This window comes from Bacillota bacterium (genome assembly GCA_013178045.1).
Classification (GTDB): domain Bacteria; phylum Bacillota; class Ch66; order Ch66; family Ch66; genus Ch66.
On sequence record JABLXP010000001.1, the window covers coordinates 187,093 to 203,086 of the forward strand.

The following is a 15,994-nucleotide window of genomic DNA, read 5'->3' on the forward strand; positions in this document are numbered from 1 at the left end:
GGAGGGAAAACAATGACTAAAACACAAATAAACCTGCAGGACTATATTCTCAATCAGGTGCGTAAAGACAACATACCGGTGACTGTCTATTTGGTGAATGGGTTTCAATTAAAAGGAATGATTAAAGGATTTGATAATTTTACGGTGGTACTTGAGTTTGAAGGCAAGCAGCAGATGGTTTATAAGCACGCTATTTCGACCGTTACCCCAATGCGGGCCATTAACCTCAATGCCATTAACGCCGAAATCAAATAACGACATACCATTCAAAAACTTGGTAAATGAGAACTCTCCTGATCATATTTGGGAGAGTTTTTAGTTTCACTTTTACTTTTCACCAATCCAAGATGATTTTGCATATTATAAATAGAGCTACTGTAGTGACTAAAAAAGGGTGAGAACAAGCAAAAGGTGGTGAAAGTTATGAAAATTCGCTGGAATTTCCAGCATAATCTGGCCCTAGATCGTTCTGATTGGCCCGCTGCAGCTCCGGAGCGGCCTGAACTTCCGCCAGTTAGACCAGTCCATCTGGTCCGCCCTGACCGGCAGACCGTACACAGTTGGGAAAGCGACGCCAGTTCAGCTAAACGTGTGGACGAGATCCTGCGGGAACTGCAATCGCTGATTGGTTTAACCAGTGTAAAAAATTTGGTTCTGGAAATGCAGGCCTTTGTTGAGATTCAGAAAAAACGGGCTAGAGAACACCTAGCGACAGAACCGATGGTCCTCCATATGATTTTTAAAGGGAACCCCGGAACAGGAAAAACTACGGTGGCGCGGATCATCGGAAAATTGTTCAAGGAGATGGGGGTGCTGCAGAAGGGCCATCTGATCGAGGTAGAACGGGCTGACCTGGTTGGTGAGTACATCGGCCATACGGCCCAGAAGACGCGGGACCAGATGAAGCGGGCACTGGGCGGGATACTGTTTATTGACGAAGCCTATGCGCTGGCCCGGGGTGGGGAAAAAGATTTCGGTAAAGAAGCCATCGACACAATGGTTAAGGTTATGGAGGATTACAAGGATAACTTGATCTTGATTCTCGCCGGGTATCGGGAAGAAATGGACCGATTTATCCGAACCAACCCGGGTCTTCGTTCGCGATTTCCTATTCATATTGATTTTCCCGACTACACGATTGATGAATTGATGGCGATTGCTGAACTGATGTTAACCAATCGTCAGTACTGGTTAACCAGTGAAGCGAAAGCCACCCTGAAACAAATCTTGGAGAAAAATACAGGTTTAGGGCATGAGCACAGCGGTAACGCCCGTTTAGTGAGAAACCTGATCGAACGGGCGATACGGCGTCAGGCTGTTCGGCTGATTAATCAGAAGGAAGTGACGCGGGACGATCTGGTCCTGATCCGGTCAGATGATTTTGAACATAGAAACGATTACTAGTGCTCCAGTAAGGGCGAACGTGGATTTGGTTGAGCTATTATGCTATAATTGGCCTGGAAGAATTGACCTGAAACACCCCCGTTGCGGAGGAAAGAGCATGAAAAAAGAAGTCCAGGGAAATTTAGACGGTTTGCGTAGCAGTCAACTCCAATGGTTAGAAAATTTGTTTGCGTATGAGGTGCCGGTCGACCAGGTTGCGACAACTGAACTCATTGAGGAAATGGCCCGACTGACCTCGGATATCAGGCGAGAAGTAGCGATATATTTAAATCGAGCCGGACAGGTACTGGTGGTAATGGTCGGTGATAATCAGACAGTCTCTTTACCAGAAGTGCGTGGACGGCGCGCTTTACACCGCCTGAGCGGCATTCGCTGCCTGCATACTCATCCAGGTGGCAGTGGGGAACTGAGTGCTGTGGATTTATCGGCTCTGTGTGAATTAAGACTAGATTTGATGGCTGCGATCGGGGTGAAGGAGGGGCGACCGACAGATGTCTCGTTTGCGTACCTGGAAGGGGTTGAGGGAATTTTTGGGCAGCGGTACCAGGTAGTTGGCCCACTCTCCATCCAAGAAATCAACCATAATAATATTATGTTAATTATAAAACAAATGGAGAAGGACATTCATGCGGCTAGCGGTCAGAAGATTGGTCAGCCGACTGAACGAGCGATTTTGGTGGGACTAGAGACTAAAACAGGGACAAATTGGTCCGGGCTGGATTCCCTGGAAGAGTTGAAACAGTTGGCCTTGAGTGCAGGTGCGGTGGTCGTCGACACGGTTTTGCAAAAGAAAGAACGGCCCGATCCTGCCTTTTATCTGGGCTATGGCAAAGTCGAGCAGCTTGGGCTAAGGCGACAGGCCAGCAACGCTAACCTGATCATATTTGACGACGAGCTTTCCCCTGCCCAGTTGCGAAATCTGGAGGACACATTAGGCGTCCGTGTGATCGATCGTACGGCCTTGATCCTGGATATTTTTGCACAGCGGGCCAAAACCAGAGAAGGGAAGCTACAGGTGGAGCTGGCTCAGCTCAAGTATTTACTGCCGCGACTAGTCGGCCAGGGGCGGGTGCTTTCTCGGTTAGGTGGGGGAATTGGTACCCGGGGTCCAGGAGAAACCAAGTTGGAGACCGACCGCCGGCACATTCGGCGGCGTATTGCCGTTTTAGAACACGAGATCGACGAGATCAAACGACACCGACAAATCCAGAGAATGAGTCGCCGCCAGAGCCAACTACCTATCGTGGCCTTGGTCGGTTATACCAATGCCGGCAAGAGCACATTATTGAACTGCCTTTCTCTATTGAGTCAAGTCGGCGGAGATGAGGCCAGATTGAAAGAACTGGTTGCCCGTCATCCAGGCCTGCTCGACGGTAACCCGTTGCCGGAAAAAAACCGCGAGTCGGTAACGCTTCTAAATCCCGGTGCGGTAGCTGAGGATAAGCTGTTTGCTACCCTGGATCCGATCACCCGGCGGGTTGATTTGCCTAACGGCCGGAGTGTTTTAGTGACGGATACGGTTGGTTTTGTCCGCAAACTGCCGCACCATCTGATTGCGGCTTTCCGCGCGACCCTCGAAGAGGTCACAGAGGCGGATCTGCTCTTGCACGTGATCGATGTCAGCCACCCAGCCATGGAGGAGCAGATGGAAGCAGTATTTAAGGTGCTGGGTGAACTGGGAGCTTTGGACAAGCCAATCATCAATATTTACAACAAGATTGACCGTCTGCAGCCAGCTTGGCTTAGCTCGGGTGAGCAAGATAACCTGACCAGGCCGGCGATGGGGAGGGTGTGGGACCAGGACCGGGCCGTAACAATTTCAGCTCGACATTTACTTGGTTTGGCTGATTTACAGGCCGAATTGATGCGCGAGTTCCCAATATTTTGTCACCCAGTCCACCTACATATCCCGTATGATCAAGGTTGGCTAATCGGCTGGTTACACCGAGAGTCCCGGGTACTCAGTGAAGAATGCGGAGAGGATGGGATCAAGATTGTGGCAGTTGTTAAAGACGAGGATCGGCATGTGGTTGAGCCGTACCTGATTGTTGAGATAAAGAAATCGTCGTAATTTTATGGTCTGCTGGAACTTTAACTACTAAAAATACAGGAGGCTTCAACGTGGAACAAACAATCGAAAGACAAGGTCGGGCTTTTGGTCTTGACCGACGTTTGTTGGCACTGATTGATGAGGTGGAGCGGGAAGTGCGGGTACTTTGGGAAGAACGGGACCGGACCACCCGCGTTAATCAATGGAAGGTGTTGCGAGCTTTTCAGGATCACCGCATCAGCGATTTTCACTTGAAGGGTAGCACAGGATACGGCTATGGTGACCTGGGACGGGATGCCTTGGAACGGGTCTATGCTCAGGTTTTTGGTACTGAGGCAGCGCTGGTACGGGGACAGATCGTGTCGGGAACCCATGCCCTGGCGGTAGCCATGTTTGGCAATCTGAGGCCGGGGGATGAACTGGTCTCGGCAGTGGGTGCTCCCTACGATACTTTACAGAAATTGATCGGTCTCCCTGAACCGGGGCCGGGTTCCTTGCGCGCCCTGGGGGTGGAGTATCGACAGGTAGAACTAACCCCCGATGGACGTCCGGATCTGGCTGGCCTAAGTCGGGCCATTACAGGGCGTACCCGGCTGGTGCTGATTCAGCGGTCGCGTGGGTATACCTGGCGGCCGGCATTGGGCTTAGCTGACCTGGCCATGGTGATCAGAAAAGTGAAGGAGATCAAGCCGGACGTAATCTGCCTGGTAGATAACTGTTACGGGGAGTTTGTGGAAAGGTGTGAGCCAACCGAAGTCGGGGCCGACCTGGCCGCCGGCTCCCTGATCAAGAACATTGGCGGGGGGCTAGCTCCCACCGGTGGCTACGTAGTAGGTAAACAGGACCTGGTGGAAAACAGTGCTTATCGGTTAACGGCTCCGGGGATCGGAGCCGCTGTGGGCGCCAGTTTGGATTTTAACCGGGCCTTTTATCAGGGGTTGTTTTTGGCTCCCCTGGTGGTGAGTGAGGCGATTAAAGGGGCCATTTTCATGGCGCGCTTTTTTGAACGGTTGGGTTTTACGGTCGCTCCACGTTATGATGAACCACGCGGCGACATCATTCAGGCGATTGAGTTAGGGAGCCCCGAACGGTTGATCGCTTTCTGTCAGGGTCTGCAGAAGTCCTCGCCTATCGACGCGCACGTTGCCCTGGTACCCTGGGCGATGCCCGGCTACCAGGACGAAGTGATCATGGCCGCCGGCACTTTTATTCAAGGGGCCTCAATTGAACTCAGTGCTGACGGGCCGTTGCGTCCACCCTACATCGGCTATGTCCAGGGTGGTCTGACCAAGGACCATGTGGTTTTAGGAGCAGCTATGGCGGTCCAAACCATGCTGGAAAGGGGCTTGTTAAAAATCTAGATCCATAATTCCCAGGGGTTTATCGAATTAGAACAGGTTTAATAGTTGCGACCCGGCGGAATATTGTGGTAGTATTATCTTTGTAGAAATCTGAGGCAAGTTGGCGAAGGGAGAGTAATTAATGGACAAGGAACAAGTGCTGGCTTTGGCTAAAGAATTGGACGTTAAATTTGTCCGCCTGCAGTTCACCGATATTCTGGGGGTACTGAAAAATGTTTCCATCACCGTTGAGCAGTTGCAGAAGGCGCTCGACGGAGAACTGATGTTTGATGGCTCATCGATTGAGGGCTTTGTGCGGATTGAAGAATCAGACATGCTGCTAAAACCTGATCCCAATACCTTTCTGGCTTTCCCCTGGTCACCGCGGGAAGGTGTGACCGCTCGTCTGATTTGTGATGTCTACAACCCCGACGGAACCCCATTTGAGGGATGTCCTCGCAATACCCTGAAGCGGGTGTTGGCCGAAGCGGCTGAATTGGGCTACATTATGAACGTCGGACCAGAAGCTGAATTCTTCCTCTTCCAGCGGGATGAGGACGGAAAACCGACCACGATCACCCATGACAAAGCTGGCTATTTTGATCTGGCCCCTGTCGATTTAGGGGAGAACGCTCGCCGAGATATGGTCATTACCCTGCAGGCCATGGGATTCGAGGTTGAAGCATCACATCACGAGGTAGGAGCTGGTCAGCACGAGATTGATTTTAAATACTCGGATGCCTTAACAACAGCTGACCGGATTGTCACCTTCCGGGCCGTGGTACGCACGATTGCTCATCAGCACGGGCTGCACGCCAGTTTCATGCCCAAGCCGATTTTCGGTATCCCAGGCTCCGGCATGCACCTGAACATTTCGTTGTTTAAAGATGGCCAAAACGCCTTTTTTGCGCCGGCGGCCAAGGACCAATTGAGCGAGGTGGCTCTTTACTTTATCGGTGGTCTGCTGAAGCATGCGCGCGGTTTCACGGCGATTACTAATCCGACGGTCAATTCCTACAAACGGCTGGTTCCCGGCTATGAAGCCCCCGTGTACATCGCTTGGTCGGCCAAGAACCGCAGCCCCCTGATTCGGATCCCAGCCCGGCGGGGCTTGAGCACCCGGTTAGAATTGCGGAATCCTGATCCCTCCTGCAATCCCTACCTGGCGTTGGCGGTTGTTCTCAAGGCTGGTCTAGATGGGATCAAGCACAAGATTGCTCCGCCGCCCCAGACGCAGAGCAATATCTACGAGATGTCAGCGGAAGAACGAGAGCATCAAAATATCCCGAGTTTACCCGGGGATCTGGCCGAGGCGCTCCGGGAACTGGAAAAGGACGAGGTTATTAAGGCAGCTCTAGGCAAGCACATCTATGAGCGGTTTCGGGAAGCCAAGACGATCGAGTGGGACCGTTACCGAGTCCAGGTTCACCAGTGGGAACTGGATGAATACTTGACCAAGTTTTAAGCCGAAACTTTAGTTTTAATTTATTTAAATAAAATAAATGAAAGGCCCTCGTCCAACCGCGGGACAACGGGCCTTTTACTTTTAATGGATGCGGCGAATAACCCCAATGACTTTCCCTAATATAGAAACTTCTTTGACCAGGATGGGTTCTAAGTAGGGGTTTTCGGGTTGCAGCCGGACATGGTCGCGCTCTTTGTAGAAGCGTTTAACCGTGGCTTCTTCACCAAGCAGGGCGACTACTATGTCGCCGTTGTTGGCTGTGCTTTGCTGACGAACAATGACGAAGTCTTCGTCTAGAATCCCGGCTTCGATCATGCTGTCACCGCGTACGGAGAGGATAAAGACTTGATCAGTACGGACAAAATCATAGGGCAGGGGGAAAGTGTCATCAATATTCTGAATGGCCAGAATCGGTTCTCCTGCGGTAATTTTACCCAAGACAGGAACGTTAACGATTTCCTTCTGTACAGGACCAGCATTTTCCAGGATGACTTCAATTGCCCTGGGTTTAGTGGGGTCACGTCGAATAACTCCTTTTTCTTCTAACTGGCGTAAATAGGCGTGGACTGTCGAACTGGATTTTAAACCTACTGCCTGGCCAATTTCCCGTACTGAAGGGGGATATCCTTTGGCCTTGATTTGCTGTTTGATGTAGTCAAGGATCGCGGCCTGCCGTTCAGTTAGCTCATAACCCATTAATAAATCACCTGCCTTTAGCGTAATTTATCCCGCTTTCATATGGAATATTATAGCATAACTCTTTTTATTTTAAAACATTCGTTCGAAAAGATTGTGGCGGCCAGAGGTGATCCAGGTCAACATTCCGCAGCGCGCTGAGGATTTTGTCCCTGACATCAGGTATCAGGGTTTCCAGTTGTTCGATGATTTCTTTAACCTCATGCCGTTTAGTGCGGCCATTAACAGGGCAGGGGTTAGCAATCACGGGCAGTTTCAGGACAGCAACGACTTCTTTGATGGTACTCTCTTTTACATAGATCAGGGGACGGATCAGGTACAACTGTTTACGGCTGAGATAAGTTTTCGGCAGAAATGCACCCAAACGTCCCTCGTAGAACATGCTCATCAGCAGCGTTTCAATAGCGTCATCTGCATGGTGGGCCAGGGCAACCTTGTTGCAGCCGAGTTGGATGGCCACGTTGTGCAGGGCACCGCGCCGGAGTTTGGCACAGAGAGAACAGGGATTTTTCTCCTGACGATAATCAAAGACGATTGGCCCGATCTGGGTTTTTTCCAGGTGAAAAGGAACATCCAATTGGTTGCAGAGTTCGCTGATTGGAGTAAAGTCGCAGTTCCAGCCCAGGTCCAGCATGACCGCTGTCAGCCTAAACTTAACCGGAGCAAACCGACGAAGGTTAGCTAAAACGTACAGAAGGGTAACACTGTCTTTACCCCCAGAGACGCCAATGGCCAGGTGGTCGCCCTCGTCGATCAGTTGATAATCGGCGTTGGCCGCTCCGACCTGGTGCCAGAGATTGTGGCGAAATGAGCGTTTCATCCAAGCTGGCCTCCCTAAAACTTTAATCAAAATCATTTGTATTATAACGAAGCCTTGACACGAATGCAATCATGGCGGATGGTTGACAAGTAAACTGGTTACGTTAAAATGGAGTAAGAAGCCCGTTTTGGCTGAAGAAGGGTATTGATAGGATTGCCTGGAAAAAGGATGATGTGCGATGGCACTGACGTGTGGTCTAATCGGCTTACCAACTGTTGGTAAGACGACGTTTTTTAATCTGCTGACCCACGCTAACGCTGAAACCTTAAATTTCTTTTCCGGTAAAACTGAGGCGAACGTTGGCGTAGCAACGATCCCAGATGAACGCGTTGAGTATTTATCTAAACTATACCGACCAAAAAAGACAACCTTTGCCCAACTGGAGGTTACTGATGTCGTCGGACTGGTGCGCGGGGCCAGTGAAGGAAAAGGGGCAGGCAATACCTTTCTGGCCAGGATTCGCAATGTGGACGCACTGGTCCATATTTTACGCGTTTTCAAAAACGACGAGGTTTTGCATGTTGAGGGGTCAATTGATCCCCTGCGTGACCTGGAAACAGTTAATCTGGAATTATGGCTGGCCGACCTGGAAATGGTAGAGAAGCGAATTGAACGAATTAAAACTGGGAAGAAGATTAAAGCGGAGAATCAGGCTGAGTTAGCAGTTTTAGAAAAACTGAAAGCGGGCTTGGAAGCGGATAAGGGTATTCACCAACTGGATTTGAGCGAAGAAGAGAGCCGACTGGTCCGCCATTTTGCTTTTCTCACGGAAAAGCCGATGATTTTGGTTGTTAACCTGGACGAAGACCAGTTGACGGGTGGCTCCTATCCGCAAAAGGAGGCCCTGTATGACTACGCTGAGCAGCAAGGGCTGCCACTCTTAGAAATATGCGCTAAAACCGAAATGGAAATTAGCCAGCTTAGCCAAGAGGATCAGACGGTCTTCATGGCCGAGCTCGGGATAACCGAGCCCGGTATTAATCGCTTGGCCCGTGCCATGTACCAGAGCCTGGGACTTATTTCCTTTTTCACCGTGGGTGAAGATGAGGTGAAAGCCTGGACGATTAACCGGGGGACTGATGCTAAGCGGGCGGCGGGCAAGATCCACTCGGATATTGAACGCGGCTTCATTCGAGCCGAGGTGGTCCGGTTCAGTGATCTTCAAGAACTAAGTTCGATGGCCAAAGTGAAAGAGAAAGGGTTGTTTCGTCTAGAGGGTAAGGATTACGTCGTGGAGGACGGAGATATCATTAATTTTAGATTCAACGTTTAAGTTAAGTAATAAAATAAAAGTGAGGTGCCAAATGAAATGGATATTAGGGAAACCGCATTAAAACTCCATAAGGACAATCAGGGTAAAATTGCCGTGATCAGCAAAGTTCCCTTGAAAAATCAACGCGACCTCAGTCTGGCTTATACACCCGGGGTAGCCGAACCCTGTAAAGAAATTCGGGATAATCCCGCGACGGTCTACGACTATACAGCCCGGAGCAACCTGGTAGCGGTCGTGTCTGACGGAACTGCTGTCTTAGGACTGGGTAACATTGGGCCAATGGCTGCTCTGCCAGTCATGGAAGGTAAAGCCCTTTTGTTCAAGGCTTTCGCGGGTGTAGATGCCTTTCCAATTTGTCTTGGAACGACGGATATCGACGAAATCGTCCGCACTGTTAAGCTCCTGGAGCCTACCTTTGGTGGGGTAAACCTGGAGGACATTGCTGCTCCTAATTGTTTTGAGATTGAACGGCGTTTGAAGGAGATTTGTGATATCCCGATCTTTCATGATGATCAGCATGGGACGGCCATTGTTGTGCTGGCCGCAGTGATCAACGCTCTTAAGGTGGTTAAGAAATCATTAGATCAGGTTAAGCTGGTGATAAACGGTGCAGGTTCGGCGGGCATTGCCATCACCAAACTGTTACTGAAAGCCGGACTTAAGCATGTGATTATGTGTGATAAACCCGGGGCAATTTATGAAGGGGCAGACTGGCTGAATCCGGCCCAGGCCGAGATGGCCAGGATCACTAACCAGGAAAAATATACCGGCACTTTGGCTGAGGTGCTCACCGGGGCAGACATCTTTATAGGTGTATCTGCGGCCGGTGTTGTGACTAGGGAAATGGTCGCGACAATGGCACCTTCGGCCATCGTCCTGGCGATGGCCAATCCAGTGCCGGAGATTATGCCCGAGGAGGCTAAAGCGGGAGGAGCCATGGTTGTTGGGACTGGCCGGTCAGATTTTCCTAACCAGGTTAATAACGTTCTAGCCTTCCCTGGTGTTTTCCGCGGCGCTCTTGATGTTCGAGCGCGGGATATCAATGACGAGATGAAATTAGCAGCAGCCCATGCCATTGCTCAACTGATCAAAGATGAGGAACTTAACCCAGAGTACATTATTCCCAAGCCGTTTGATCCCCGAGTGGCTCCCGCAGTGGCAGCTGCTGTCGCCCAGGCCGCGATTGAGTCCGGCGTGGCCCGGATGACGGTTGAACCGCAAGAAATCGCACTACGGACAAAACGATTGGCGGCAATTTAAAGTTTAAATTTTTTGGTTAACTAACCTTATTGAACTAATGTCTGGTATAAACAGGAGCAATCAGAGGGGGGCTCCTGTTTCTTTTTATTTACCTTGCTATAATATAATAGTAAGGTTCGGGGAGATAGGGGGACAACTGAAAGTGGTGTGGGCAAAAATCGCTTCTAGCTTGCGCGAGTGGTTAAGAAAGTTTCTGAGGTATGATTTAATCAACGGCAAAGAAACTGCGCCGTCCGGCTGTATTGTTGACGACTGCCAGACACAGCCCAAGCGGTTAGAAGAAACAGAACGGCATATTAAAGATAGGCCGGCAATCGGGACAATTCAATATAATGATGATATTGAAGGGGAAGAGGATTTGTCCGAGATTGGCCACCGACACATCAGCCAGGAAGCCCTGGAAGAACAAATTCGTCGGAAAATAAAACAGATTCGGCCGGTTGCTCGATATATGGCTAGTACGGAAGACATTGTAGAAGAACGGATACGGAAGGCAATGGAACGGGGCGAATTCAATAACCTGAAAGGAAAAGGGAAGCCACTGGATTTAAGAGAAAAACCCTTTGAGGATCCTGATATGCGCATAGCCTACAAAATACTGAATAATGCCGGATTTTCTCCGTATTGGGTGGCTATCGGCAAGGAGATCGACGCGGAAATTAGTGGCTGCTGGCAGTTGGTCGAACAGTTCGTGGTTTTTGTCGAACGGATGCGACGAGAAGAACGCTTGAACTCACGCCTGATCACAATACGTCGGGAGGAAGTTTTGGAAATCTGCTCTAAAAAGCTAGCCAAAGCAAACAAAAAGATTGAAAACTACAATTTTATTGTCCCTATGTACTGGCTGCAGCGGAAAAAGATTGACGAAGAAAAGGAAATGGCTCGGATCAGAGAAAAAATTGATACAGCAGTCCGCGGATATTAAATGCGGATATTCAATCGAGAAATTGCTCGGAATAATTTTTATAAATTGGGAAACAACTAGACTAGTAGAAGCTCACATTAGAAGGAGTGATGATTTTGCATCAGTTTTCCACCAAGGAACTCAATTACATCAAGGACCACCTGTCCTGGGAATTGTTGATGGCGAAAAAGTGCTATGATACCGCGCAGGCCTGTAACGATCCCGATATCAAGACGGCGATCAATCAGGTTGGGCAAAAACATCAACAGCACTATCAGCTTCTATTGAGACACTTAAGCGGGCAGGAAATGAGCCAGTGAAGGAGGAAATTAAGATGCCACATCATGGACAAATACCCGAGGTGAAGGGATCAGAGTTTAATGACCGGGACCGGCTGAACGACATCTTAAGTTTTGAAAAGTATTTAACTGTTGGTTATAATATTAGCGTGAATGAGGCCAACAATGACCTGCTCTACCATGATTTATTGCAGATTCTAAATGACACGCACCAAAATCAACGCCAATTATATAAATTGATGTTCAATAAGGGATGGTACAAGGAAACGGTTGCTGACCAGCAAGAGATTAACCAGACAGCAACTCAGTTCACCAATTACCAAACCCAGCTTCCTTACGGAAATCAGCAATACACCAAGACAATACCGCAGGCGGGTCAGCAGTACTGGACCGGGGAGCAGCAGTTTACCCAAACGGGGCCGCAATTCTGGCCGGGGCAGCAGTACGCACCGCCTATGCCGCAACAACCAAGTCAACAATATCAATCCCCGCCAGCGGGTCAGCAGATGCCCCAGTTTGCTCCAATTGGTCCACAGCAATGGCAAACGATGCCGCAGTATGGTCCAACTACGCCCCACCTGGGACAGCACCAACCTTCGCCCTGGCGTCGAGTATAAACATTGGTTGGTGGAAATATAAAAACAGAGGAAAAGCCACGCTGACAAGTTCAACGTGGCTTTTTTGTACGGCTTGCGGTATAGTAAATATAATAATAGGAAAGAGGTAAAACTGTGGAGGAAAGTAACGATGAACGCGGAGATTATTGCGGTGGGAACAGAACTTTTGCTCGGACAGATTGTTAACACCAATGCCCAGCAAATTTCAGTTCGTTTATCCGAGATCGGGGTTGATGTCTACTATCATACTGTGGTGGGAGACAATCGCCAGCGGATACAAGATACCATATGTCTGGCCCTCGAACGCTCGGATATTGTGATTACGACTGGTGGTCTGGGACCGACTCAGGATGACTTGACCAAGGAGGTTGTGGCCGAACTGCTGGGTCGGAGGATGGTTTTTGACCCCCAGAGTATGGCGGCGATCGAAGAATATTTTCGGCGGTCCAGGCGAACATTAACCGAGAATAACCGACGGCAGGCCTATTTTCCCGAGGGCAGTCAGATAATTCCCAATAAGCGAGGAACAGCTCCCGGCTGTATCGTGGAACACGGGAACAAAATTGTGATTATGCTGCCCGGCCCCACTGGCGAAATGGCGAGTATGCTAGAAGAAACAGTGATTCCTTTTTTGAAGGAGCGCTCTCCATATACGATCCACTCCAAAGTCTTACGGATTTTCGGGCTGGGGGAATCAAAAACCGAGGAAATGATTATTGACCTGATCCGGCAGCAATCAAACCCCACCATTGCCCCTTATGCCAAAGATGGGGAGGTAACTTTGCGGATTACGGCTAAATCTCACTCTTTGTCGGAAGCCGAGGAGTTAATCCGTCCTGTGGAGGAGGAGATCCGCCGTCGACTGGGTCTGGCTGTTTACGGCGAAGGAGAAATGGAGTTAGAAGAAGTAGTGGTTGGGCAATTAATGAATCATCGTATGACCCTGGCCACTGCTGAGTCATGCACAGGCGGACTTATCGCGCATAAATTGACAAATGTACCGGGGGCGTCGCGGGTTTTCGAACGTGGGGTTATTACTTACAGTAATGAAGCCAAGGTTCAGCTCCTCGGTGTTTCCCCAGCCAGCCTTCACCAGTTTGGTGCCGTTAGCAGTCAAGTTGCCGAAGAAATGGCGAACGGCGTACGTAAACTGGCTGGAACTGACATCGGTTTGGGAGTAACCGGCATAGCGGGCCCCAGTGGGGGAACACCGGAAAAACCAGTTGGTTTGGTGTTTATTGCTCTCAGTACTAATGAGGGTATCTGGCACCGCCAACTTAATCTGGTGGGCAACCGGTGGCGGATAAAAAACCTTACTGCCTTAAGTGCTCTCGATTTCCTAAGGCGGCATTTACTTCAGCGGAACCTTACTTGTTGATTTGGCCGCGAAGCGCTGCCAACTCTCGGGGTGGCTCCCATTTTTGCAGTTTGGACATCCAGGTTCACCTCCTTATTACCTTATGTTCAAGATTTATAAGAAGTGAAAGTGGCTTTATATTTAGTAGACGGCTGGGTTTGGGGTGAAGACTGGATGACGATATAAACGCCAATGAGATTGATCAAGAGCAGAATGCCAACGACGAGGAAGACGGTAGGAATACTGAAGAACGCGGAAATAAGACCACTTCCCATCACTCCAACAAAACTGCCCAAAAAGATTCCTGTTGAGGTTAAACCATAGACGCGGCCGCGGCTGTCGGCCGGCGTAAGACTCCCAATCAAGGCGTTAGCCATCGGAATAATCCCCCCCATGAATATCCCTAGCCCAAGGCGTAAGAACAGTAACTGCCAGGTATTGTGGACAAAAGCCTGCGGCAGATAAAAGAGTCCCGCTCCGGCCAGGGTGAGCAAAAGAACTCTTTGGTAACCCCATTTGATACTGCGCCTAGTAAAGAAAGATACCGCCAGTAGTTGACCCAGTCCAGTAGTGGCAAAGAGAAGGCCAGTCCAGGTAGTCAAGTGTGCTGGGGATTGATTGAGAGCTTGTACATATAAAGTCATAATCGGTTCGACGCAGCGATTCGCAAACTGAGCGCTGAAGAGGACGCCAATCATCACCAGTACTACGCGCAAATTTAACTCGTTGTTTATTATCGGCTGGGACGTGGCGGCGGCTGTCCCGGGAGAGGAACGAGGTGTTTCCTGTACCAGAGAAATCACCAGTAAAGTAGCGAAAAGTCCCAAGACGGCAGTAATTTGAAAAATAAAGGAATAAGGGATTTGATCGGCTAGTAGACCGCCGATCAGAGGACCAGCAAGTGCCCCCAACACCTGAGCGGTTTGAAGCCAACCTAAAGCATAGCCCAGTTCATGACGCGGTGTACCACCACCGACCAGGGCAATCGACGTGGCGGCAAAGCCACTAAAAAACCCAAGCAGCACCCGCAGGACTAAAAGGTGGTATATATTACCAGCGAAACTGGTTAGGAAACTGAAAATAGTAATGCTGAGGCAAGAACGGACAACCATTGGCTTGCGGCCAAGCCGGTCAGAAAGCTTCCCCCAGAAGGGGGAAGAGAGGGCCGCAAAGAGAGAATTAATGGAACCCACAATACCAGCCCATATTTTAACACTGCTAATATCAGTGATTCCTAGTTCCATGATGAATAAGGGCATAAACGGCATTACAATAGTAAAAAGAAGAAACATAATAAATTGTACAATCAGCATTACATATAGATTTTTTCTCCAGATTTCCATGGTGTCACCTGATCTCAACAGCATATTAATTTGATTATAAACCCTATAAAGTAAGTATAACAAGAAAATCGACTTCGTCGACTACATAATGTCCTAGAAACTTCGCAGTACTTCCTATAATGGTAATTATGTAAACTAGACTTGGTGGGATTAAAAAAACGCCATCATAACGGACGTTTATGAATCTTTGATAGATGAGCAAATACCGCCTCGACGACATCAACCCTTAGCTTGTCAGCAGCTTGAGTGCTTTACCTGTGCTAAAAAGCTAAAAAGCGGGCATGCTGCACAAGCATTCCTCCCGCATGATAACCTTATTCTACTACAATGGTTCCTCAGAATCAAGATTATCCGGCGCAGCTGGATGTTCCGGAGTGGACACAGTTGCAAATAGCTAAAGGGTAGGCATCAAGTTCCCCTAGTAAGAACCTTTGCCTACCCTTTGCCGGTTAGAGACTGCAATTCTGCATGTCCCCCCTTTGTTTTCTCCCCTGAAATTTCGGTTGGCTTGATTTTCTCTTACCCACCTACTTATCCGAATTTCCTTATACTCAAAATCATCAGCCCTTATGGCTAAATCTTAATTGTATAAGGATTTTTCGTCCATGTTTATAGTCTCTGCTTATCTCAAGATTTCAACTTTTGGCCTCTGGCCTTTTTACTTTTCTATTAGATTAGGTTTCCCTGAACTAACAGAATTTCATTTGACCTCGGTGACAACTTAAATCAGTCTTTCGACTTTTTAAATTGTCTTCCTTTTAGATCCACAGTTAAAATCTCTGGTGTCAGCAGATTACCATTAACTTTGGGCTATCGAATTATCAGGGGACATCCTAATTAATAACCTTATCGGTTATCTTTTAGGTTACTTTCATTGTAACCAAAAAAAGACAGGCTGTCAATATATTTTTCAGATAATTTAAAATTTTCTATAACAGCCTGTTACCACTACTTCTCTGGCTTTAGTGACATTTGATTTATTCTCATATCATCTCACGTTTCCCTCTTTCCTTATTGGATATTACATTATAAAATAAGCATGGAATAGATTTCCTACTTTAAGTTTTCTAATGTCAGAGAACAACAGGGGGGTGCGATGATAATTGGATTTTGCCTGATATTGTCATAATAGTAGTGTACCACAGATGAACAGCACGCTATTGCTG

Annotated in this window: 14 protein-coding genes; 11 read left to right on the forward strand and 3 right to left on the reverse strand. The window is 48.8% G+C overall.

Annotated elements, in window-relative coordinates; all coding sequences use genetic code 11:
* Nucleotides 1–12: 12 nt before the first annotated feature.
* The 5 genes from hfq to glnA all read left to right on the forward strand — a co-directional run bounded on the left by hfq (nucleotide 13) and on the right by glnA (nucleotide 6,259).
* A complete protein-coding gene (hfq, locus tag HPY81_01000; protein ID NPV26038.1) occupies nucleotides 13–255 on the forward strand; it encodes an RNA chaperone Hfq in 243 nt (80 codons plus the stop codon).
* A 168-nt stretch (nucleotides 256–423) separates the two neighbouring features.
* Nucleotides 424–1,404, forward strand: a complete 981-nt coding sequence (gene spoVK, locus HPY81_01005) for a stage V sporulation protein K (GenBank protein ID NPV26039.1) — start codon at nucleotides 424–426, stop codon at nucleotides 1,402–1,404.
* 97 nt (nucleotides 1,405–1,501) lie between these two features.
* The gene (hflX, locus tag HPY81_01010) at nucleotides 1,502–3,475 is read left to right on the forward strand and encodes a GTPase HflX (GenBank protein NPV26040.1); all 1,974 of its coding nucleotides are present in this window, start codon (nucleotides 1,502–1,504) and stop codon (nucleotides 3,473–3,475) included.
* A gap of 62 nt (nucleotides 3,476–3,537) precedes the next feature.
* Entirely contained in the window at nucleotides 3,538–4,815 is a 1,278-nt protein-coding gene (locus HPY81_01015) for a hypothetical protein (protein NPV26041.1), read from the forward strand.
* A gap of 121 nt (nucleotides 4,816–4,936) precedes the next feature.
* Nucleotides 4,937–6,259, forward strand: coding sequence for a type I glutamate--ammonia ligase (gene glnA / locus HPY81_01020; protein ID NPV26042.1), 1,323 nt, complete (start codon nucleotides 4,937–4,939; stop codon nucleotides 6,257–6,259).
* An 81-nt stretch (nucleotides 6,260–6,340) separates the two neighbouring features.
* On the opposite strand, the gene lexA is transcribed toward glnA, so the two are convergent.
* Nucleotides 6,341–6,955, reverse strand: a complete 615-nt coding sequence (gene lexA / locus HPY81_01025) for a transcriptional repressor LexA (protein ID NPV26043.1) — start codon at nucleotides 6,953–6,955, stop codon at nucleotides 6,341–6,343.
* A 67-nt stretch (nucleotides 6,956–7,022) separates the two neighbouring features.
* Complete coding sequence (locus tag HPY81_01030) at nucleotides 7,023–7,775, reverse strand: tRNA 2-thiocytidine(32) synthetase TtcA (GenBank protein NPV26044.1); 753 nt, start codon at nucleotides 7,773–7,775, stop codon at nucleotides 7,023–7,025.
* A gap of 178 nt (nucleotides 7,776–7,953) precedes the next feature.
* Here HPY81_01030 and ychF point away from each other — a divergent pair, with 178 nt between their 5' ends.
* The 6 genes from ychF (at nucleotide 7,954) to HPY81_01060 (ending at nucleotide 13,506) form a co-directional block, all read left to right on the forward strand.
* Nucleotides 7,954–9,048 carry a redox-regulated ATPase YchF gene (gene ychF, locus HPY81_01035; GenBank protein ID NPV26045.1) on the forward strand — a complete coding sequence of 365 codons (1,095 nt, stop codon included), beginning with the start codon at nucleotides 7,954–7,956 and terminating at the stop codon, nucleotides 9,046–9,048.
* 36 nt (nucleotides 9,049–9,084) lie between these two features.
* Nucleotides 9,085–10,308 carry an NAD-dependent malic enzyme gene (locus HPY81_01040; GenBank protein NPV26046.1) on the forward strand — a complete coding sequence of 408 codons (1,224 nt, stop codon included), beginning with the start codon at nucleotides 9,085–9,087 and terminating at the stop codon, nucleotides 10,306–10,308.
* Between the two features lie 142 nt (nucleotides 10,309–10,450).
* Complete coding sequence (locus HPY81_01045) at nucleotides 10,451–11,233, forward strand: DUF1992 domain-containing protein (GenBank protein ID NPV26047.1); 783 nt, start codon at nucleotides 10,451–10,453, stop codon at nucleotides 11,231–11,233.
* 89 nt (nucleotides 11,234–11,322) lie between these two features.
* Nucleotides 11,323–11,532, forward strand: a complete 210-nt coding sequence (locus HPY81_01050) for a hypothetical protein (protein ID NPV26048.1) — start codon at nucleotides 11,323–11,325, stop codon at nucleotides 11,530–11,532.
* Between the two features lie 14 nt (nucleotides 11,533–11,546).
* On the forward strand, nucleotides 11,547–12,128 hold the full coding sequence (locus HPY81_01055; GenBank protein NPV26049.1) for a spore coat protein: 582 nt from the start codon (nucleotides 11,547–11,549) through the stop codon (nucleotides 12,126–12,128).
* A gap of 130 nt (nucleotides 12,129–12,258) precedes the next feature.
* Complete coding sequence (locus HPY81_01060) at nucleotides 12,259–13,506, forward strand: competence/damage-inducible protein A (GenBank protein ID NPV26050.1); 1,248 nt, start codon at nucleotides 12,259–12,261, stop codon at nucleotides 13,504–13,506.
* An 86-nt stretch (nucleotides 13,507–13,592) separates the two neighbouring features.
* Here HPY81_01060 and HPY81_01065 read toward each other — a convergent pair whose 3' ends face one another.
* On the reverse strand, nucleotides 13,593–14,798 hold the full coding sequence (locus tag HPY81_01065; GenBank protein NPV26051.1) for an MFS transporter: 1,206 nt from the start codon (nucleotides 14,796–14,798) through the stop codon (nucleotides 13,593–13,595).
* Nucleotides 14,799–15,994: the final 1,196 nt, after the last annotated feature.